Source organism: Taklimakanibacter deserti (assembly GCA_003574785.1).
Genome location: QORU01000016.1, coordinates 1 through 20,174 on the forward strand (window position 1 = coordinate 1; position 20,174 = coordinate 20,174).

Genomic DNA, 20,174 nt, shown 5'->3' on the forward strand with positions numbered 1-20,174 from the left:
GCTCAACATTAATCGATTCAAGGCTGATCTCCATTTTTCAGCCTTGAATCAATTTTCTGCTGATTTGGGAATCCCCTGATTGTAAACAGGCCCTAGCTCGTGAATCCATAAATTGAGGATCTTGAGTTGGTGTCTAGCCGTTGTTTGGATAACTTTCGGCCGGCTTGAACTGGCTTGCAAACTTGACATTGTAGGCGTGGAAATCGCCTTCCGGCGTGATGACCAATTCTGTGACGTTGGCGCGCTGGAAGGTGTCCTCGTTGGCTTGATCGTCTATTTTTAAGCTAACGCACAGCGCGCCATCTTCTTTATCTATCAGCTTATAATCGTAGGCGACCGCTTTTCCAAAGCAGGTGACTTCGCCGTCTTGAACAATCAACTCCGAAGTCGGGTCTTTCACGTCTATCCACCGGCCCTGCATTTCTTCGGGAAGTGGTGCATCACGCCCAAGCCGTTCCATTAGGTGCCTTTCAAAATCTGCGATGTGTCACCTTAATCTGAAGGCGAGCGGCCGCAACTGGACATTTCACCAATGGTGGCTTTCATATCGCGCCGATTTCTGATTCAGCATCGGCATGAGCCGTTATGACCTGACCGACTTCAATGGATACGTCCTAGCCTTGCCGATCGCGCCAGGCCGGCACGAGGGCGATGAGGATGACGCCGGCAGTCACGGCGAAGGCTGCCGGATAGCCCGTGGTGACGGCGAGCACGCCGAAGGCGACGGCGCCGACGCCATAGCCCGCATCGTAAGCGAGGTTCCATACGGCGCTCGCGGTGTCATGGCCCGATCTCGACACGCGCACGAACATGACGGAGAGGCTGGCATTCTGTAAGCCCCCAAAGCCTGCGCCAAAGGCCAGCATGCCGATCATGATCAGCACGGGCTGATCGGTGAGCGCCAGCGTGGCGACACCGATCCCTGAGGCGATGAGCGAGGGGATGACGAGCCGCTGCGATCCATGGCGATCGCCGAAGCGGCCGGCAAGCCAGCGCGCGGCCGTTGCCGTGACCGCTTGCGCGAGGAGGGCCAAGGCGGCGAACTGGCCCGCACCTTCACCAGATACGATCGGCAGGAAAGTCGTGATGATGCCGGCCGCCATGGCGACGGTGAGGAAGATGAGTGCCGGCCGCAGGAGCGCCGAAGACCGCAGGCCCGCCAAAATTCCAAGCGAGGCCTGTATAGCGTCGGTCCGTGCCGGGAACATTGAGGTCGCGGCAATCCCGCCGAGCGCCATAGCAGCGCCGGCGATGAAGACCGGCGCAAAGCCGAGGCTGTTGGCGAGCCAAACCCCGAGCGGCAGGGCCAGGATGGCCGACATGTTCGAGACGGCGCCATAGAGGCCAAGAGCTTCGGCCCGGCGCTCGACCGGGACGAGGGCGGCCACCAGCGGCGGGCCGGCCGTGACGATGATGGCAAGCCCCATGCCGCGTAACAGGCTGATGGCCAGGATCGCCGCCATGCTGGTGGTGAAAGGCAGGAGCAAAGCAGGCGCGCCAAGGAGGAAAAGGCCCATGGCGATGAGACGCCGGTAGCCAATCGCGCGGGTCAGCCGCGGCATCATGAGCTCGACGCCGACGGTCGAGAGCATCAGCAGGCCGGTAACCAGGCCGGCGCCGATCTCGCTGGCGCCGTTCGTCACGGCATAAAGCGGCACGACGGAAAACAAGAGATAGAAGCCGCTCATGCCGCCGAAGGTCGCAGCGAATGTGGCCAAGAGAGCAGGGTTCCCGAGGAAGGAAACTGGAGTCACGGCGTCGCAAGGGGCGCGGCAATCCGAAAGCGAGGACATGGCCTCTCCTGTTTCAGGGGTGATTGCGGGTGGGTTCAGAGGGCCAGTGTTTCAGAAGGACAACGAAAGTGACGGCATGCGTGACGAGGAGTGCCGGGACCCAGAAAGCGGGTATCCAATAGGCCGGCCCCATGAAAGCGGGTGCGCCATAGATCGTGGCGAGGGCGATGGCAGCGATGAGATCGATGCTGCCTTCCAGGTTGAAGATCCAGACCAGGAACCGGCTGGCGCGCAGGTTCCACGCCAGCGCCAGGAAGGCGATCAGCGCCAGCACCGCCGCCAGCAGATCGCCGAAGGCCGCCGGATAGGCAAATTGGGCGGGAATGCCGGGATAGGTCGCACCTTCGGCCAGGAACATGAGGCCCAGATGGCGCATCGCGTGCAACAGAAGGATGGGCATCAGCACGGCGCGCGGCGTGAGCTTGGGCAGAAGCGGGAACAGATAGAAACGGGCGGCGAGCCAGAACACCAATGTGCTGAGCAGCAGGTTGACGGTGAGGATGTTCATCTCACACCTCCTCGGCCCCCGACGGCCATTGAACAGGTTTAAGGCTAATGCCAAACTGGATAAGCGGACATATCCAGTTTCTAAGGCAATCTATTGACCAGTTCTGCTCTCGATCTGCTGATCTCTTTGTCCCGAGACGGGACGCGCAGCCTTTCTGCCCAGATCGAGGAGGGGCTCCGCTGCGCGATCCGCCTCGGCAAGCTCAAGGCCGGCTCCCTCATCCCCTCGACCCGCGACCTCGCGCGCCAGCTTGCCGTCTCACGCCCGCTGGTGGTCGAGGCCTATGCGCAATTGGCCGCGGAAGGCTATCTCTCGCTCAGGCAAGGCGCCCGTCCGCGCGTTTCGACCTGCGTCACCGCCAAGGTGGCGAAGCCCGCAGCACCGCAATCAATGATGCCGCCGCCGCGCTATGACTTTCTCCCGGCTTTCCCCGATCTCTCGGCCTTCCCGCGCGAACGCTGGCTCAAGGCCTATCGCGCGGCGCTCACCCGTATGCCGAGCGATGATCTTGGCTATCGCGACCGGCACGGCAGTGCCGTGCTCCGGCAGGCGCTCGCCGACTATCTGGGCCGCGTGCGCGGCGTCGTGGCCGATCCCGATCAGATCGTGGTGACGAGCGGCTTCGAGCAGGGCCGCAGCCTCGCCTGCCGTGCTTTGCACGAGGCCGGTGCGCGCAGGCTCGCCGTCGAGGATCCAAGCTATACGGACTGGGAGCCGGTGCGGCGCTCAGGCCTCGCCGTCCTGCCCATTCGCGTCGATGAGCTCGGTCTCAGGATCGCCGATCTCGCGGCGAGCGCCGCCGATGCGGTGATGGTGACGCCGGCGCATCAGTTTCCCACCGCTGTCGTCATGTCGGGCGACAGGCGTGTGGCGCTGCTCTCCTGGCTCAATGAGCGCGACGCTTATGCGATCGAGGACGATTATGATGCCGAGTATCGCTATGACCGCATGCCGACCGGCGCCTTGCAGGGGCTCGATCCCGACCGCATCGTCTATGCGGGCACCGTCAGCAAGACGCTGGCGCCGGCCTTGCGTCTCGGCTGGCTGGTCGTTCCCAACCGGCTGCTCCCGATCGTGCAGCATGAGCAGCGCCTGAGCGATTATGGGCCGCCGCGCATCGACCAGCATGCTCTGGCGGAATTCATCTCGGGCGGCGAGTTCGATCGCCATTTGCGCCGCATGCGCGGCCTCTATCGGCTGCGCCGCGACGCGCTGATCGCGGCCCTGGCCGAAGACCTGCCGGAAGCCAAGGTCGGTGGCATCGCGGCGGGCCTGCATGCGACCGTCAGGCTGCCTTCATTCTATGACGAGGCGGCCATTCGCCGCGAAACCTCAAGCCGCGGCATCGCCTTGGAATTCCTGTCGGATCACTGCGTGGGCGAGGTGGCGGGTCCGCCGACCTTGCTCCTGGGCTATGGCCGCAGCTCGGAATCGGTCATTCGCATGGGTGTGCGGGCGCTGGCTGCGGCAATAAGGAAAGCCCAAGGCGAATAAGCCAGCACAGCGATGCGGCCTACGTGACGCTCTCTTCGCTCATGCGCTCATCGCCTACGAACGTGATGCGGTCGAATAGCGCTTCAGCATCATCGGATTTTCCGGAGAGTCTCGGCGCAATCTCGCTCGCCGGCATCGGCCGGTTGAAATGGAAGCCCTGCAGGAGCTCGCAGCCGGCGAGCCTCAAGAACTTGGCTTGGAACTCGTCCTCAATGCCTTCCGCCGTCACTTTCAAGCCCATCGAGCGGGCGATGGCGATGGTGCCCTGGACGAGCTGCTGGACATTGGCATTGCTGGTGATGTCGGCGCAGATCGAGCGGTCGAGCTTGAGCCGGTCGAAGGGGAACGAGCGCAGATAGCCGATGCTCGAATAGCCGGTGCCGAAGTCATCGAGCGCGATCGTGACGCCGCGCTCCTTCAGCCGCCGCATGGCGGCGAGCGCGATGTCGGGCTCCGCCATCAGATGGCGCTCGGTGATCTCGAGCTCGAGCCGATGCGCGGGGAAACCGGTTTCCGCCAGGACCCGGCCGACGATTTCCTCGAAATAGGGGTCCCGGAACTGCACCGGCGAGACGTTGACCGACAAATAGTGGGACGGCCAGGCCAGCGCATCGAGGCAGGCGCGGCGCAGCACATAGCTTCCGAGCTTGTCGATGAGGCCGCCTTCCTCGGCGAGCGAAATGAAGATGTCGGGCCCGATCACCCGGCCGTTGAACATCGTCCAGCGCGCCAGCGCCTCGACGCCTTTGGGCTCATGTGTCGCCGCATCGACGATGAGCTGATAGGCAAGGGTGATCTCGCCCTTGGCCAGCGCCTCGCGCAAATGATGGGTGAGAGTCGCGCGCTCCTGCATCTTGGCGTCGATATTGGCATCGTAATAGGCGACGCGGTTGCCGCCGAGCTTCTTGGCCTCATACATGGCGATGTCCGAGCGGCGCAGAAGCTCATGGATGGTCGTATCAAGCGAGCAGCCGGACGCGATGCCGACACTGGTGCCGAGTCTCAGATCGCCGGTCAAGGTCTTGATCGGCTCCTTGAGGAATTCGATGAACTGCTCGGCCACCTTGCTGGCGACACGCTGGGCTTCGGAGCCCCTGGTGAGGAAGGCGAATTCGTCGCCGCCGACGCGGGCAAGCAGTCCCTTGCCGGCGCTGATATGGCTGAAGCCCGCGGCACAGCCGAGAAGCGCCCTGTCGCCGATGAAATGCCCATGCGTGTCGTTCACGTTCTTGAAGCCGTCGAGATCGAGGAACACCACGCAGACGTCGTTCTGCATCCGCAATGCCGCGCCGTCGCCGAGCGGTGTCGCCAGCAGCGAGGCGCGGTTCGGCAGGCCGGTGAGGAAATCATGCGAGGCCGCGTGCTCGGCCTCCTTCTGGCTTTGCATCGTGGCCCTGAGATTGGCCCAGGCGACGAAGACGACGCCCATCAGGATGACGGACAGCAGGGCCAGCATGGTACTGACCGCCGGACTGATCGTCGCCAGCACGTCCGATCCCCCTGTCCTGACCGACCAGACGAGGCGGCCGATCGGGACATTGCTCGGATCGCTGAGCACCAGGCTTTGCTCGGCGGGTGAGTCATTGCCGGCCAGGCTGAAGCCCGAGATGACGAACTCGTCCCCGAGGCGCCGGATCGCCGCCGCCGTAAGATGCTTGGCGATCACCAGCATCCGCTTCTGGCCGGGCGGAACATCCATCCCATAGGAGAACGGCACGACGGGACCGGCGACGACCGCCGCGATGCCGTCCGGCGTCCTGAAATAGCCGCTGGCGAAGGCATATTGGCCGCGCGGGCCGTCGCTGCGTTCGAGAATGTGCTCGAGCGCCGGACCGAGATAATCCTTGGAGGAAATCGTGATCGAACGGCCATCGCGCAGGGCGAACAGGTCGCGGCCGTTTTCGTCGATCAGGAAGGCGGTGTCGAAGATGATCCCGGTCGCGGTCGAATCGGCATAGCTGCTCCTGACGAAATCGGGGTCGGGCGTGCCATAGAGGCTGGTCACCGCGTCGTCCCAGCGCGCATAGTCCTGGTGCCCGTCATGCAGCTTCGTGAGGAAGGACTTGATCGCCGCCTGGGCGGTCTGCTGGGTCAGCGCGCGGTCAGTGCGATCGACCTCGCCGGCAAGATGGTTCAGCGCATAGAACACGACCGCGATGGTGGCGAAGAGAGAGGCGCCCGCCATCAGCGCGATCCAGAATTCCAATGTCCCCTTGCGCCCGAAACGCGCGAGAAGTCCGCGAAGAGTCATTATCTGCCGTTCCCCCGAGCCGATGGAGACTACCGGTTGGCCGTGACTAAATGATTATGATTTGCCGGAAGAATCGGGCCCGCTTTGAACCTTTTGTTAACACCCCCGGCGATCCGCTCACTCCCGCCCCCGAGAACGAGGCTTTGCCAAGACGATATTCCTAGTATTTTTTCTCAATGGCTCATGGCATCGTGGCTACTACCGAGGCTCGATGCGCTGTGACATCATGCTGCCGAATAGAAACGGGTGAGGGCTCCAGCCGGAATTCGCGCTCAAAGCGCAGGACGGCGTGGCAGGGAAACGGGGAAGCGTGGGCTTGTTTTCGCGGTTGCTCGGACATCAGGCGTGGAGCCAGGAACGCATCGTCCTGGCGCTTGCCGTGCTTCTGTTCGCGGTCTCGGCTGCGCTGCTTCCGGGCTTCCTCGCGCCCAACAATCTCATCTCGATCATCCGCAGCGTCTCGGTGCTGGGCATCCTGGCGCTCGGCATGGCCGTAGTCATCATCGGCCGGGGCATCGATCTCGCGGTGGTCGCCATCATGGCCATGTCGGCCGCCTGGTATCTGCAACTCCTGAATGACGGCTGGTCGGAGGGTGCGGCGCTTCTCGTCACCGTCGCGGGCGTGCTGGCGATCGGCATGGCCAACGGGTTTCTCATCGCCTATGCCGACGTGCCGGCGATTTTCGCAACCTTGGCGAGCGGCGCCTTCGTCTTCGGCTATGTGCGCTCGCAGCTCATCACCCAGGACGCCGTGCCGGTCCCGCCCGGCCACTGGCTCGAAACCTTGGGCTCGGGCCGTTTCTTCGCCATTCCGGCCGAGGTCTTCGTCTTCGCCGGCGCAGCCTTCATCGCCTATCTGTTCCTGCGCTACACCAAATGGGGACGCTTCGTCTATTTCATGGGCGACAATTTCCAGGCGGCGCGCAATCTCGGCATTCCGGTGCGGCCGATGATCATGCTGCGCTATGTGATCTCAGCCCTGATCGCGCTGGCGGCGGGACTTCTCACCGCGGCGAGCCTGCACAGCATCAACACCCGCGTGGTCAATTCGACGCTGCTCTACGACATCATCCTCGTCGTCGTCATCGGCGGCATCGGGCTGTCGGGCGGCAAGGGCGGCGTGCGCAATGTGATCGTCGGCGCCTTGCTCATCGGCATCATGCTCAACGCCATGACCATCATCGATATTCCGAACATCTATCAGAACCTCTTCAAAGCGACGATCCTGCTCATCGCCATCATCGTCGACAGCCTGCTCAATCCCCGCGATGAACAAACGGCCCAGCAGGGCGACATCTGATCGATAGGAGACGTCAATGAACTGGAGAAGATTCTACGCGGCAGCCGCGGGCGTGGCGTTGCTCGCTTTTGCCGGAACCGCCTCGGCAGAGGAGGATCCGGGTCCCGCCGCTTTTTCAAAAGCACTCAACGGCAAGCGCGTGGCGCTCGTTCCCATGGCGATGGGCTTCGACCTGGCGCAGGGCTGGGCCGCCTATCTCAAGCGCGAGGTCGAGGGCTGGGGCGGCACTTTCGAAACCCGTGATCCCAACTGGTCGATCGAAGCCGGCGCCCAGGCGATCACCGATCTCATCAATGCCGAGCCTCATCCCGATGTGCTGGTGGTCCATTCGCCCGATCTGAACTCCTACAGCAAGCTGCTCAAGAAGGCGCAAGGGAAGGGCATCTATGTCATCCTGATCGACAATCCGGCGAATTTCGCGGCCGATGCCTTCATCGGCTCGGATTGGGACCGGCTCGGGCAGCTCGAGGCGGAAGCGGCGGTAAAGGCGTGCGGCGAGAATTCCTCCAAGCAGATCGGCCTCGTCCAGGGCGACCAGGTGAACTCATCGAGCCTCTATCAATATGCCGGCATCATGAAGGTGCTCGCCAAATATCCGGATTTCAAGGTCGTGGCCAAGCCCGATTCGAACTGGGATGCGACGACGGCGCGCAACGTCACCACCACCATGCTGCAGCAGAATCCGGACATCTGCGCGATCATCGACTTCTGGGACGGCGATGCGGTGGGCACCGCGGCGGCGATCCGCGAAGCCGGCAAGCAGGGCAAGATCGCGCTCGTCACCACCGGCGGCGGCGAGAAGACGGCCGATTGCGACAAGCTCGCATCGGGCGAGTACACCGCCGTCGTCACCACCGAACTGCACAAGCAGTCGGGCGACATGAACGCGCTCATCAAATACATGCTGCAGTCGGGGCAGGCGCCCGGCACCTCGACGACCTACATCTATACGCTGGAGCGCGCCTATACGAAGGACGATATCAAGCCCGACACCTGCTGGGACGTGAAGGCCCTGCAGGCCGGGAAGTAGATCGAAATCCCCTCTCCCCCTGCGGGGGAGAGGGCTAGGGTGAGGGGAACGGTCGTCGAAATCTCCGGGATATGGAAAGAGAGATCGACATCTGTTCCCCCTCACCCTCCCAATGCTCCGCATTGGGCCCCTCCCTCTCCCCCGTAGGGGGCGAGGGTAAACGCAATGATCCTATCCTCAAGATGCACCCTGAATGAGTTCGCGAGAAGAGCTGCAGCGCTGGCGCTACAACCTGATTCCGGATCACCTGATCGGCGAGATCCTGAGCAAGCGCTGGGCCGACAACGCCATTCCCTTCCTCGCCATGGTGGTGACGGTGGTGGGTTTCGGCATGGCGATCCCCGGCTTCTTCAAGCCGAATTCGCTGCTCGAATCGACCCGCCAGCTCGGCGAGTTCTCGATCGTCGTCACCGGCCTCACCGTCGTCATGCTGGCGGGCGGCATCGATCTGTCGGTGAGCTCGATCTTCGCGCTCGCCGCTTTCGCCTCGGTGTCGAGCCTCTTCATCTTAGGACTCCCGGTCTGGGTCGCCTTGCTCGCCGCCGTCCTGACCGGCATGGCCTTCGGCGCGATCAACGGCTATCTCATCGGCTATCTGCGGCTGCGCGCTTTCCTGACGACGCTCGTCACACTCGTCATCGGCCGCGCCCTCTATGACATCCTGATCATCAATTTCGCGGCCCAGGTGCAGCAGTCGGACATCACCTCCGACATCTGGGACTTCATCGGCGACGGCAAGGTCCTGGGCGTTTCGATCAGCGTCATCACGGCAGTGGTCATCGCCATCATCGCCCATGTGGCGCTGACCCGCTCGCGGCCCGGCTGGCACATTCTGGCGGTCGGCGGGTCCAGGCGCTCGGCCCATAATTCGGGCATCCGGGTGCGCGAGACCGTGTTCATGTCCTATGTGATCTCGGGCCTGTGCTCAGGGGTAGCGGGCTTCCTCATCGCCTGCCGGCTGAGCGGCGCCGGTCCCGGCACCGGCCTCAATCTCGAGATCCTCGCCATCACCGCCGCGGTCGTCGGCGGCAACAGCCTGGGCGGCGGCCGGGGCTCGGTCGCCAAGGGCATCATGGGCGCCATCATCGTGCTCGTCATGAACAACGGGCTGATCCGCCTCGGCTACGGCACGGGCACGAACCAGATGGTGCTCGGCCTGATGCTGGCGGCGGCCGTGACGCTCGACATCCGCTGGCTCAAGAACCGCCACAAGGTGCTGAACGAAGTCTATGTGGCGCCGATCTATCACAAGATGGGGGAAACCCAGTCGGCGCTGCCCGACTCGGGCTCGCCCTATGCCCTCAACAACCGCATCTCCAAGACCCAATATATCGGGCTCGGCGAGCTCGAAGGCCCCGAGGACGTAATCCTCGACCGGGACGATCACCTCTATTGCGGCACTCGCCATGGCGAGATCGTCCGCTTCTTCGCGCCCGACTACAAGCGCTCGGAAGTCTTCGCCCATACCGGCGGCTTCCCGCTGGGGCTCGCTTTCGATCGCGAGGGAACGCTGCTCTCCTGCGTCGGCGCCATGGGCCTCTATGCCATTTCGAAATCGGGCGAGGTGAAGCAGCTCTCGGCGGAAACCAACCGCTCCTACACATCGGTCGTCGACGACGCGCGCCTGCGCGACCCCAACGATCTCGATGTCGGCCCGGACGGCCGCATCTACTTCACCGATTCGACCACGCGCTATGACGCCCATGACTGGGCGATCGACTCGATCGAGGGGCGGCCCACCGGGCGCCTCCTGGTCTTCGATCCCAGGACCGGCGAGACCAAGACGCTGCTCGACAATTACCGCTATGCCAATGGCGTGTGCCTCGCCCATGACGGCAAGTCGGTGTTCTTCGCCGAGAGCTGGGCTTGCCGGGTGCACCGCTATTGGATCGAAGGTCCAAAAGCGGGCACCGCCGAATGCGTCATCAAGGACATGCCGGGCTATCCCGACAACATCAATCGCGCCTCCGACGGGAACTACTGGATGGCCTGGCTCGGCATGCGCACGCCGAGCTTCGATCTGGCGCTGCGCCATCCGGGGTTTCGCAAGCGCATGACCCGCCGGCTGCCGCAGGACGAATGGCTGTTTCCCAACATCAATACCGGCGGCGTCGTGAAATTCGCAAGCGATGGCCGGATCATCGAGACCCTGGGCGACATGACCGGAGAGAGCCATCCCATGGTGACGTCGATGCGCGAGCATAAGGGCTATCTCTATGTCGGCGGCATCCTCAACAACCGGGTGGGCCGCTATCCGATACCGGGCGCCGATCCGCAATGGACCGGGCCTTCCTCCTATTGGGGCGCCAGATGACGCTGCTCGATCCGCTTCTCGACATGTTTCGCGGCCGGGCGGTCACCATCCCGCCGCTTGACGGCGCGCTCAAGCCCAACACGCTTCTCGATGATGCCGAGGTGATCGCGAAGGCCGAGGCGCCCGACAACCTGATCGAGAGCAAAGGCCGGATCGCCTTCACCACGGGCAAGGAAGTGCGCTCCCTTGCCGACGGCAAGGTGGTCGGGGCGGCGCCCGCGCCGATCACGGCGCTCGCCGTGAGCCGCGATGGAGCGGTGGCGGCAGGCCTCGAAACCGGCGGCATCCATCTCCTCAGCGGCAAGATCGCCGAGCTCGACGGCTTCAATTGCCCGGTGGCGCTCGCTTTCGGCGACGACGGGGCGCTCTATGTCTGCAACGGTTCCGATGCCGTGCCGCCGTCCGGCTGGAAGGCCGACCTGATGAGCAAGCGGGCGCAAGGCTCCTTGTGGCGCGTCGATCCGGCAAGCGGCGAGCGGCGCTGCCTCGCCGACAAGCTCGCTTTTCCTTATGGCGTTGCCGTCGACGAGACTAACGGGAGAGTGCTGGTGAGCGAAAGCTGGCAGCACCGTCTTGTCGCCATTCCCCTGGCGGGTGGTCCGCCCGAGCCTCTGCTCACCAAGCTGCCGGGCTATCCGGCCCGCCTTTCGCCGCGGCCGGGCGGATATGTCATGAGCCTGTTTGCGCCCAGGAACCGGCTCATCGAATTCGTGCTCATGGAAGACGACTACCGCGCCGACATGATGCGCGAGATCGAAGACCGGTTCTGGATCGCCCCTTCGCTGGCGCCGAGCCGCAGCTTTCTCGAGCCCTTGCAGAACGGCGGGGTGCGCGTGATGGGCATTCACAAGCCCTGGTCGCCGACCAGATCCTATGGGCTGGTCGTCTGTCTTGACGAGGATTTGCAGCCCGTCATGAGCTTCCACAGCCGCGCCAATGGCGCGCGCCATGGCGTGACGAGCGCCATTGCCTTTCGCGACGGCATCGTTGCCGCCGCCAAAGGCGGCAACGCCGTCTTGCGCGTGGCGCCGTCCGGCGGAGAGCACTGATGGCGCCGATCATCGAGATGCGCAAGGTGACCAAGGCCTATCGCGGCATTCCGGCGGTGAAGGATATCGACTTCGCTCTGGAGAAGGGCGAGATCCACGCGCTTCTGGGTGAGAACGGGGCCGGCAAGTCGACCTTGACCAAGATCATGGCGGGCGTCGTCGAGGCGACGTCGGGCACCATGATCTACCGGGGCAGGGAAGTCCGGTTCGCCTCGCCGCATCAGGCGCTCCAGGACGGCATCGCCATGGTGTTCCAGGAAACGAGCCTCGTTCCCTCCATGACGGTCGCCCAGAACATCTATCTGGGCGAGGAGAAGTTCCTCAACCGCTTGCGCGGCATCTACATCTCGGCCCAGCAGTTCCTGCAGTCGCTCAACTTCACCGTCGATCCGGCGGCCCTCGTCGCCTCTCTCGGCGCCGCCAAGCGCCAGATGGTCGAGATCGCCCGCGCCGTCCATCACAAGGCCGAGGTCATCATCTTCGATGAGCCGACCGCCACATTGACGCCCGAGGAGAAGCGTCATTTCTTCGCCCTGATGAAGCGGCTGAAGCGCGGCGGCGTGTCGATCATCTTCATCACCCATGCCCTGGAGGAGGCTTTGGCGGAGGCCGACCGCATCACCATCCTGCGTGACGGCGAGCTCGTGGCCTCTGGCCCGGCATCAGACTTCAACCGCGAGAAGGTGGTGCGCGCCATGGTGGGCCGCGCGCTCTCCAACGAGATCTACAATGTCAGGCGCGGGCCTGAGAACATCAGGAAGCGCGGCGCCAAGGTGCTTTCGGTCCAGGATATTTCCATGGGCAACACGGTGCGCAACAATTCCTTCTCGATCTTCGAGGGCCAGATCACCGGCGTCTTCGGCCTCATCGGCTCGGGCCGCACCGAGACCTTCAAGATCGTCTCCGGCATCTATAAGCGCGATTTCCTGCGCGGCGGCGACATCGAGCTCGATGGCCGCAAGGTCAGGTACAATGTGCCGACCGAAGCGGTGCGCGACCGCATCATCTATGTGACCGAGGACAGGAAGCTCGAAGGCTTCTTCGAGACCATGTCGATCGCGGAAAATTTCTATTCGGGCCTCCTCGCCGCCGGCCTCGAGAAATCGAGGGTGGTCAGCTTCAAGGAGATGCGGGCGCTCTCGGCCGCATGGTCGAAGAAGCTCAATGTCAAGGCGATCAACGACAATGCCCTTGCGGTCGAGCTGTCGGGCGGCAATCAGCAGAAGGTGGTGATCGGCAAGAGCCTGATCCAGGAGCCGCGGCTCATCATCTTCGATGAGCCGACGCGGGGCGTCGATGTCGGCGCCATCGCCGAGATCCACCAGCTCATCAACCGCCTGGCCGATGACGGCCTCGCGGTGGTGGTGATCTCATCCTATCTGCCCGAGATCATGAATCTCTCCGACCGCATCCTCGTCTGCCGCCAGGGCCGCATCGTGGAGGAGATCTCGCCGCTCGAGGCGACCCAGGAGACGATCATGTATGCGGCGGTGCACTGAGGCCTGGTGCTCAGCGCGCGCGCTGCAGGGCCGGCCGTGCGGCGCAGCGCTCTTTCCAGGCGGCCACGCGCGGGTGGCTCTCGAGCGAGATGCCGAGGCGCGTGCCGAAGACGAGCCCGCTGGCCGAGGCGACATCGACCAGCGTGAAGTCGCCGAGCAGATGGTCGCGTCCGTCCAGCCGCGTTTCCAGCGCATCGAGGCAGCGCGTGAATTGCGACCGGCTGTAGTCGCCCGCCGCGCCGCTGCGGTCCTTGGCGTCGTAGGACACCGGCGTATCGAGCCCGTGATAGGCATATTGCATCATGTGGCCGGTGAGCTCGACCACGGCCCAGACGGTCCAGGACACGGCATCGGCGTGCTCCTGGCTGCCGGCCGCGGGCCACAGACCACGCGCCACGCCGTAGTTGTCGCCCAGATGCAGCAGGATGGCACCCGTCTCGAAGAAGCTGCGCCCGTCATCGACCAGCGCCGGCACCTTGCCCATGGGATTGAGCGCCAGATAACGCGCCGAGCGGTTCTCGCCTTTGCCGGCGTCAAGGGCCACATACTCATAAGGCGCGCCAAGCTCCTCGAGCGCCCATGATACGCGCGTGCCGGAACTGCGCGGCCAGGAATAAAGCTGGATGGCCATGGCGACCTCCCGTCGCTCAGAACATCTTGTTGACGCTGTCCTTCGCCGGCGGGACCGGCGCCGAGGGCCCTTCGAGCGGGATGGCGTCGAAATGCTTGTAGATCGCCGTGACCCAGTCCTTGGCGCGGTCCTTGAGCTTGCGGTCGTCGGTCTGCATGCGCCCGCGCGACACCAATATGCCCATGTCGGCGCCGTGATAGCGGTAATCGCCGGCGGTATAGACGCGCAGATAGAAGGCTTCGTTCTCGCCCGAGACGAGGAACCAGTCGATCGACTTGCGCACCAGCGAAATGTCGCCGTCCTTGTTCATCTGCCAGATGCCGGAAGCCGGCGCCTTGGTGATCATCTCGACGCGATCGACCGGGTATTTGAGGATGAGCTGGCTCCAATTGTCATATTCGGTCCAGCGCGCCTGCAGTTTGGCGAGATCGATCTCCCAATCGACATCCATGAATTCGAGCATGTGGAAGAGATAGATCGGGCAGCCGCCATAGGTCGATGTGATGAGGTTGGTGAGCGGCGAGGCGCCCGAGACACGCGGATTGATCTCGCCCAGATAGACTTCGCGGGTGTCGGTATCGATGAGGAAGTCCATGCAGAAGGCACCCTTGTAGCCCGCCTTGTAGAGCCGGTCGCCGAGCTTCTGCGCCATGCGGATGACGGCCTTGCGCTCCTTGTCGAGGCTGCCGACGAAGACATCGTTGCCGCACCATCCGCCCTTATAAGGGGTGACCTCGGCAAAGCCGGTGATGTCGGTCTGCAGGGGACCGACCAGGGTTCCATGCCGGGTCGCGACCGCCTCGACGGTGCCGGGCAGATGGTTGATCCTCCGCATGACCTTGAGCTGCTCGCCGATGAGCTTGTCCTCGTTCTTCTTCCAGTCGGCCTCGGTCTTGATGAAGAAGGTGGTGCGGCCGGAATCGCCATAGGGCGTCTGGACGACCAAATCGGTGCCCAGCTTCGCCTTCTGAGCGAGCTTCAGGAGCTCAGCATAAGTCTTTGCTTTACCGAGAGTATTGGGTGCGCTCTTGATGCCCGCCTCATTGCCGAGCTGGGTGGTGACGATCTTGGAATCGATATGCTTGCGCAGTTTGACGGGGGGCAGTGCGATCTTTAGGCCAAGCTCCTTGGCGAGCTTCTCGGTCTCCTCATCGAGCATCACCAGGATGAGGAGGCCCTTGCCGCGCTCGGCGATCCGGGCGCGCACCTCCTTGTGGCGCAGGAGGTAGTTGTTCACATCCTCGATCGAGCGGAATTCATGCGGCCCATGCTCGCGCGGCACCGTGATCTTGGGGTGGGTGCCGTCGAAACTGTCGAAGAAATTGATGTATTCGAAGTTGTTGATCCAGCGCCCGAGGCCCAAAAGATTGTAGGGCGTGGGCGAGAGGAAATAGATCGGCGTCTGGTTATGCCGGAAAAATTTGTAGATATCTGAAAGACTTGTGAGCTTCTGCCGCTTGCCCCGCGTGGCGACGCGTGTTGCCATATTTCCCCTCCGTCAGGCTTGTAAGCCCTCCTTCGCTAAAGCTTCGGAGGGTTCTTTTCCAGTCCTGCGAAGCGCGTCAGCGCGAAGCAGGATGCCTGTCCCATCAAGACTACGCAAAAAACCGGAGGTTGGCCAAGGGGCCAAAGGGGTAATTAGGGCTGGGGCTTGTGTTTATGGCAAGCCTTGCCTATAAGCCCCGGCGTTAACTCACACGCGGATGCGGGATGAGACGCATGGGAGCTTCGGCTCCCCACATAGCGCTTCCTCCCTCCGGTGCCGGATCTTCCGGTCACATCATCCGCGGCGGATCAACCGGAAAAGGACATTAGGCATGGCTCTGCCAGAATTCACTATGCGCCAGCTGTTGGAAGCGGGCGTGCACTTCGGTCACCAGACCCACCGTTGGAACCCCAAGATGAAGCCCTACATCTATGGTTCGCGCAACGGCATTCATATCATCGACCTCGCCCATACCGTGCCGCTGCTGCACCAGGCGCTCCTCGCCATCAGCGATACGATCGCCCGCGGCGGTCGCGTGCTGTTCGTCGGCACCAAGCGCGCCGCCCAGGACGGCATTGCGGATGCGGCGAAGAAGTCGGCCCAGTATTACATCAATTCGCGCTGGCTCGGCGGCACGCTGACCAACTGGAAGACGATCTCCAACTCGATCAAGCGCTTGCGCCAGCTCGAGGAGACGGTGTCGAAGGAAGGTTTGGGCCTCACCAAGCGCGAGCTCCTGACGCTGACGCGCGAAAAGGACAAGCTCGAGCAGGCGCTGGGCGGCATCAAGGACATGGGCGGCACGCCCGACATCATCTTCGTCATCGACACGAACAAGGAGCAGCTGGCGATCAAGGAAGCCAACCGTCTCGGCATCCCGGTCGTCGCCATCCTGGACACCAATTGCGATCCGGCGGGCGTCACCTATCCGATCCCGGGCAATGACGATGCCGGCCGCGCCATCACGCTCTATTGCGACCTCGTCAGCCGCGCCTGCATCGAAGGCATTTCGCAGGGCCAGCGCGGCCAAGGCCGCGACATCGGCGAATCCGAGAATCCGCAAGGCGAAGAGCTGCCGGAAGCAGCCAACGCCTGATCGCTATCGAGACCCCGAGTCCGCCGCTTAGGCGGACTCTCTTACCCCACGAGGAAAAACATGGCTGAAATCACCGCAGCAATGGTGAAGGACCTGCGCGAGAAGACCGGCGTAGGCATGATGGACTGCAAGGCAGCGCTCGCCGCCACCAATGGCGACATGGACGCCGCCGTCGATTGGCTCCGGGCCAAAGGCCTCGCCAAGGCGGCGAAGAAATCGACGCGCGTCGCCGCCGAAGGGCTGGTCGGGCTTGCGGTCGACGGCAATACCGGCGCCCTGGTCGAGGTCAATTCGGAGACCGACTTCGTTGCCAGGAACGACAAGTTCCAGGCGATGGTCGCCGAGATCGCCAAGCTCGCCCTCAAAGCCGGCGGCAATACCGAGAAGCTGAAGGTCGCCCATTATCCAGGCTCCAAGCACGCGGTCGCCGAGTATGTGGCCGAGATGGTCGCATCGATCGGCGAGAATATGGGGGTGCGCCGCACCGCCGCGGTCGGCGTTAAGGACGGCGTCATCGGCAGCTATGTGCATAACCAGATCGCGCCCGGCCTCGGCAAGATCGGCGTGATCGTGGCGCTCGAATCGACCGGCAAGAAGGAAGAGCTCGCCCAGCTCGGCAAGATGCTGGCGATGCATGTCGCGGCGACCAATCCGGTCGCTCTCGATCTCGCCGGCGTGCCGAAGGAGACGATCGAGCGCGAGAAGGCCATTCTCGCCGAGAAGAATGCCGGCAAGCCCGAAAAGGTGCTCGAGAAGATCATGGAGAGCGGTCTCAAGTCCTATGCCAAGGAGAACTGCCTCCTCGAGCAGGCCTATGTCCATGACGGCGCCAAGTCGGTGAGCCAGGTCCTGGCCGAAGCCGGCAACAAGGTGGGCGCTCCGGTGAAGATCACCGCCTATGTGCGCATGCAGCTCGGCGAAGGCATCGAGAAGAAGGAAGACGACTTCGCCGCCGAAGTGGCCAAGGCCGCCGGCGCCTGATCCCTTACGCCCGCGGCGCCGCATTCACATAGGCGGCGCCGCGCGGCGACAACCGATAGCCGACCTCCAAGCTTTCGGTCAGGCCGAGCTCCTTGAGCTTGCGCACCCTTATCTTGAAATATGCCGTTTCCCAGCCGAGCTGCGCCGCAAGATCCGCGGCGCGGATCGCAGGATGATCGGCGATCAGCGCCAGAACGGTTTTTGTCCATGGTCCGTTCGGGCTCGCTTTGTCGAGCCGTGCCAGCCGCCGTGAAATTTCCGTTTTGTCATCCTTGGCCGGAAGCTTCTCGCGCAGGCTTGCGCGCGGATCGTTTCCGGCGAAGCACAATTGGATCCGGTAGACTTGGCCGTTGCCGAACCGCCTGATGTCCGCGAGCAGGGCCGCGCGCGTCGCATAGCCGGCCTTGCGGGCGTCTGTCTCGGAAATGGCGGTCATGGCGACGGAATCGACGCCGACAATGCCGATCACGCCGAGAGAGGTGCGGATCTCGCCGCCGGCCTTCACGCGGGCTTTGGGCCAGTGCCGGAAAGCGAGGGTGATGCGCCCCTTGCGAATGCCCTCGACTGTGGTTGATTTGAACAGCATTTGACCTCGCTACCGGCAGAGCTTACGAATCGCAGCCGCCGGCGCAAAAATATGCTATCTGCCTCCAATCCTTCCATTTTTCCCTCGGGTGAACATGGCCAAACTTGCCTTCAAGCGCGTCCTCCTGAAAGTTTCCGGCGAGGTCCTAATGGGGACGCAGCCTTTCGGCATCGATCTTGGCACAGTGGACCGGGTGGCTTCCGAAATCGCCGACGCCCTCAAGACTGGCGTCCAGCTCAGCCTGGTCATTGGCGGCGGCAATATCTTCCGGGGCATGGCCCAGGCCGCCAAGGGCATGGACCGGGTCAGCGCCGACCATATGGGCATTTTGGCGACGGTCATGAACGCGCTCGCCATGCAAGGGGCGCTGCAAGGAAAAGGCATCGATGCCCGCGTCCTCTCGGCGATCGCCATGCCGACCGTGTGCGAGACCTATGCGCGCGCCAAGGCGGTCCATCATCTCGAAGCGGGCAGGGTGGTCATTTGCGCGGCGGGAACCGGCCTTCCGTTCTTCACCACCGATACGGGAGCGGCCCTCAGGGCGGCCGAAATGGGCTGCGATGCGCTGTTCAAGGGCACCAGCGTCGATGGCGTCTATTCCGCCGATCCCAAGGTCGATCCGTCCGCCAAGCGCTTCGATCACATCACGTTCAACGATATACTGGCGCGCGATCTGCGCATCATGGACCCGGCTGCCATCGCGCTTGCGCGGGATAATGGGATTCCGGTAGTTGTGTTCTCGATCCGCACGCCCGGCGCGGTGCTCGAGGTCCTTCAAGGATCGGGCAAATTTACGATTGTGACGAAAGACTGAACGCCATGGCACAACCAACCCCATTCGATGCGAAGGAACTCAAACGGCGCATGCACGGCGCGGTCGAGGCGTTGAAGCACGATTTCGGCGGCCTCAGGACCGGACGCGCCGCCGTGAGCCTTGTCGATCCTATCCATGTCGATGCCTATGGGGCATCGATGCCGCTCAACCAGGTCGCCACCGTGACGGTCCCGGAACCTCGCATGCTGTCGATCCAGGTGTGGGACAGGGGACTTGTGATCGCGGTCGAAAAGGCGATCCGGGCGTCCAATCTGGGCCTCAATCCGCAGACCGAGGGCCAGGTCATCCGCCTGCGCATGCCCGATCTCACCCAGGATCGCCGCAAGGAACTCGTCAAGGTTGCGCATCAATATGCCGAGAAGGCCCGCGTCGCGGTGCGCAATGTCCGTCGCGACGGCATGGACCAGCTCAAATCGCTCGAAAAGGGCCATCACATGGGCGAGGATGAGCATCGCGACAAGTCGGACGAAGTGCAGAAAATGACCGATGATACGATCAAGGAAATCGATGCCGCGCTCAAGGTCAAAGAAGGCGAGATCATGCAGGTCTGAGCGGCGTCACGACCTAGCCCATGAGGGGCCATTCGATGAATAATCACGCCGGCAGTGCCGCCATGCCGCGGCATGTCGCCATCATTATGGATGGCAATGGCCGTTGGGCGCATGCACGGGGGCTGCCGCGTTCCGCCGGCCATCGCAAGGGCGTCGAGGCATTGCGCCGGGCGGTCAGGGCTGCCGGCGAGATGGGCATAAAATATCTCACCATCTTCAGCTTCAGCTCCGAGAACTGGTCCCGGCCGCCCGCCGAAGTCTCCTTCCTGCTCGACCTCATGCGCCATTTCGTCCGCCAGGACGTCGCCGAATTGCACCGCGAGAATGTGCGCATCCGCATCATCGGCGAGCGCTCTGGGTTAGCCCCCGATATCGTGACGCTGATCGCGGAAACCGAAGAGCGCACCAGGGCCAATACCGGGCTGACGCTCGTCGTCGCCTTCAACTATGGCTCCAGGCAGGAGATCGCCAAAGCCGCGCGCGACCTCGCTTTGGCGGTGAAGGAAGGCCGCATCGCGCCTGAAACCATCACGCCCGAGCTTCTCGGCAGCCATTTGGCGACGGAGGGCATCCCCGATCCCGACCTTCTCATCCGCACCAGCGGCGAGCAGCGTCTGTCGAACTACCTCTTGTGGCAATGCGCCTATACCGAGTTCGTCTTCGTCGACGAATATTGGCCTGATTTCAATCGCGAAACGATGCAGCGCGCCATTGCCGAGTATCTGACGCGCGAGCGGCGCTTCGGCGGATTGACGGCGCAATCTGCCTGA

At 63.2% G+C, this 20,174-nt stretch carries 17 protein-coding genes and 1 pseudogene; 11 read left to right on the plus strand and 7 right to left on the minus strand.

Going from position 1 to position 20,174, the window contains the following annotated elements:
• Positions 1–133: 133 nt before the first annotated feature.
• The 3 genes from DS839_RS28300 to DS839_RS28310 all read right to left on the minus strand — a co-directional run bounded on the left by DS839_RS28300 (position 134) and on the right by DS839_RS28310 (position 2,301).
• On the minus strand, positions 134–460 hold the full coding sequence (locus DS839_RS28300) for a hypothetical protein (protein WP_119273874.1): 327 nt from the start codon (positions 458–460) through the stop codon (positions 134–136).
• A gap of 154 nt (positions 461–614) precedes the next feature.
• Positions 615–1,718, minus strand: coding sequence for an MFS transporter (locus DS839_RS28305; protein ID WP_368911967.1), 1,104 nt, complete (start codon positions 1,716–1,718; stop codon positions 615–617).
• 88 nt (positions 1,719–1,806) lie between these two features.
• Entirely contained in the window at positions 1,807–2,301 is a 495-nt protein-coding gene (locus DS839_RS28310) for a DUF8737 domain-containing protein (protein ID WP_119273876.1), read from the minus strand.
• Between the two features lie 93 nt (positions 2,302–2,394).
• Here DS839_RS28310 and pdxR point away from each other — a divergent pair, with 93 nt between their 5' ends.
• Positions 2,395–3,795 carry a MocR-like pyridoxine biosynthesis transcription factor PdxR gene (pdxR, locus tag DS839_RS28315; protein ID WP_119273877.1) on the plus strand — a complete coding sequence of 467 codons (1,401 nt, stop codon included), beginning with the start codon at positions 2,395–2,397 and terminating at the stop codon, positions 3,793–3,795.
• 19 nt (positions 3,796–3,814) lie between these two features.
• Here pdxR and DS839_RS28320 read toward each other — a convergent pair whose 3' ends face one another.
• On the minus strand, positions 3,815–6,046 hold the full coding sequence (locus tag DS839_RS28320; protein WP_119273878.1) for a bifunctional diguanylate cyclase/phosphodiesterase: 2,232 nt from the start codon (positions 6,044–6,046) through the stop codon (positions 3,815–3,817).
• Positions 6,047–6,362: 316 nt separating this feature from the next.
• Here DS839_RS28320 and DS839_RS28325 point away from each other — a divergent pair, with 316 nt between their 5' ends.
• The 5 genes from DS839_RS28325 to DS839_RS28345 all read left to right on the plus strand — a co-directional run bounded on the left by DS839_RS28325 (position 6,363) and on the right by DS839_RS28345 (position 13,238).
• Positions 6,363–7,346 carry an ABC transporter permease gene (locus DS839_RS28325; protein WP_368911968.1) on the plus strand — a complete coding sequence of 328 codons (984 nt, stop codon included), beginning with the start codon at positions 6,363–6,365 and terminating at the stop codon, positions 7,344–7,346.
• Positions 7,347–7,362: 16 nt separating this feature from the next.
• A complete protein-coding gene (locus DS839_RS28330) occupies positions 7,363–8,376 on the plus strand; it encodes a sugar ABC transporter substrate-binding protein (RefSeq protein ID WP_119273879.1) in 1,014 nt (337 codons plus the stop codon).
• A 193-nt stretch (positions 8,377–8,569) separates the two neighbouring features.
• Positions 8,570–10,690 (plus strand): ABC transporter permease, encoded by a 2,121-nt coding sequence (locus DS839_RS28335; protein ID WP_119273880.1) that lies wholly within the window; start codon positions 8,570–8,572, stop codon positions 10,688–10,690.
• Positions 10,654–11,739: an SMP-30/gluconolactonase/LRE family protein gene (locus DS839_RS28340; protein ID WP_368911969.1), complete on the plus strand. Its 1,086-nt coding sequence runs from the start codon at positions 10,654–10,656 to the stop codon at positions 11,737–11,739. Before DS839_RS28335 ends, DS839_RS28340 begins: the two co-directional genes overlap by 37 nt.
• A complete protein-coding gene (locus tag DS839_RS28345; protein WP_119273881.1) occupies positions 11,739–13,238 on the plus strand; it encodes a sugar ABC transporter ATP-binding protein in 1,500 nt (499 codons plus the stop codon). Before DS839_RS28340 ends, DS839_RS28345 begins: the two co-directional genes overlap by 1 nt.
• Before the next feature lie 10 nt (positions 13,239–13,248).
• On the opposite strand, the gene DS839_RS28350 is transcribed toward DS839_RS28345, so the two are convergent.
• Both DS839_RS28350 and DS839_RS28355 read right to left on the minus strand, forming a co-directional pair.
• The gene (locus DS839_RS28350; protein WP_119273882.1) at positions 13,249–13,869 is read right to left on the minus strand and encodes a glutathione S-transferase family protein; all 621 of its coding nucleotides are present in this window, start codon (positions 13,867–13,869) and stop codon (positions 13,249–13,251) included.
• Between the two features lie 16 nt (positions 13,870–13,885).
• Positions 13,886–15,355 (minus strand): biotin carboxylase, encoded by a 1,470-nt coding sequence (locus DS839_RS28355; protein ID WP_119273883.1) that lies wholly within the window; start codon positions 15,353–15,355, stop codon positions 13,886–13,888.
• Positions 15,356–15,686: 331 nt separating this feature from the next.
• Here DS839_RS28355 and rpsB point away from each other — a divergent pair.
• Positions 15,687–16,445, plus strand: a pseudogene (gene rpsB, locus DS839_RS28360) (30S ribosomal protein S2); the annotation flags it as partial.
• A gap of 66 nt (positions 16,446–16,511) precedes the next feature.
• Positions 16,512–17,432 carry a translation elongation factor Ts gene (tsf, locus tag DS839_RS28365; RefSeq protein WP_119273885.1) on the plus strand — a complete coding sequence of 307 codons (921 nt, stop codon included), beginning with the start codon at positions 16,512–16,514 and terminating at the stop codon, positions 17,430–17,432.
• A 4-nt stretch (positions 17,433–17,436) separates the two neighbouring features.
• On the opposite strand, the gene DS839_RS28370 is transcribed toward tsf, so the two are convergent.
• Entirely contained in the window at positions 17,437–18,018 is a 582-nt protein-coding gene (locus DS839_RS28370) for an ASCH domain-containing protein (RefSeq protein WP_119273886.1), read from the minus strand.
• Positions 18,019–18,112: 94 nt separating this feature from the next.
• On the opposite strand from DS839_RS28370, the gene pyrH reads away from it, so the two are divergent.
• From pyrH to DS839_RS28385, 3 genes are read left to right on the plus strand one after another with little or no spacing between them, the layout of a single operon-like run.
• The gene (gene pyrH / locus DS839_RS28375) at positions 18,113–18,832 is read left to right on the plus strand and encodes a UMP kinase (RefSeq protein ID WP_119274045.1); all 720 of its coding nucleotides are present in this window, start codon (positions 18,113–18,115) and stop codon (positions 18,830–18,832) included.
• Positions 18,833–18,837: 5 nt separating this feature from the next.
• Positions 18,838–19,404 carry a ribosome recycling factor gene (frr, locus tag DS839_RS28380; protein ID WP_119273887.1) on the plus strand — a complete coding sequence of 189 codons (567 nt, stop codon included), beginning with the start codon at positions 18,838–18,840 and terminating at the stop codon, positions 19,402–19,404.
• A 35-nt stretch (positions 19,405–19,439) separates the two neighbouring features.
• Positions 19,440–20,174 carry an isoprenyl transferase gene (locus tag DS839_RS28385; RefSeq protein WP_368911970.1) on the plus strand — a complete coding sequence of 245 codons (735 nt, stop codon included), beginning with the start codon at positions 19,440–19,442 and terminating at the stop codon, positions 20,172–20,174.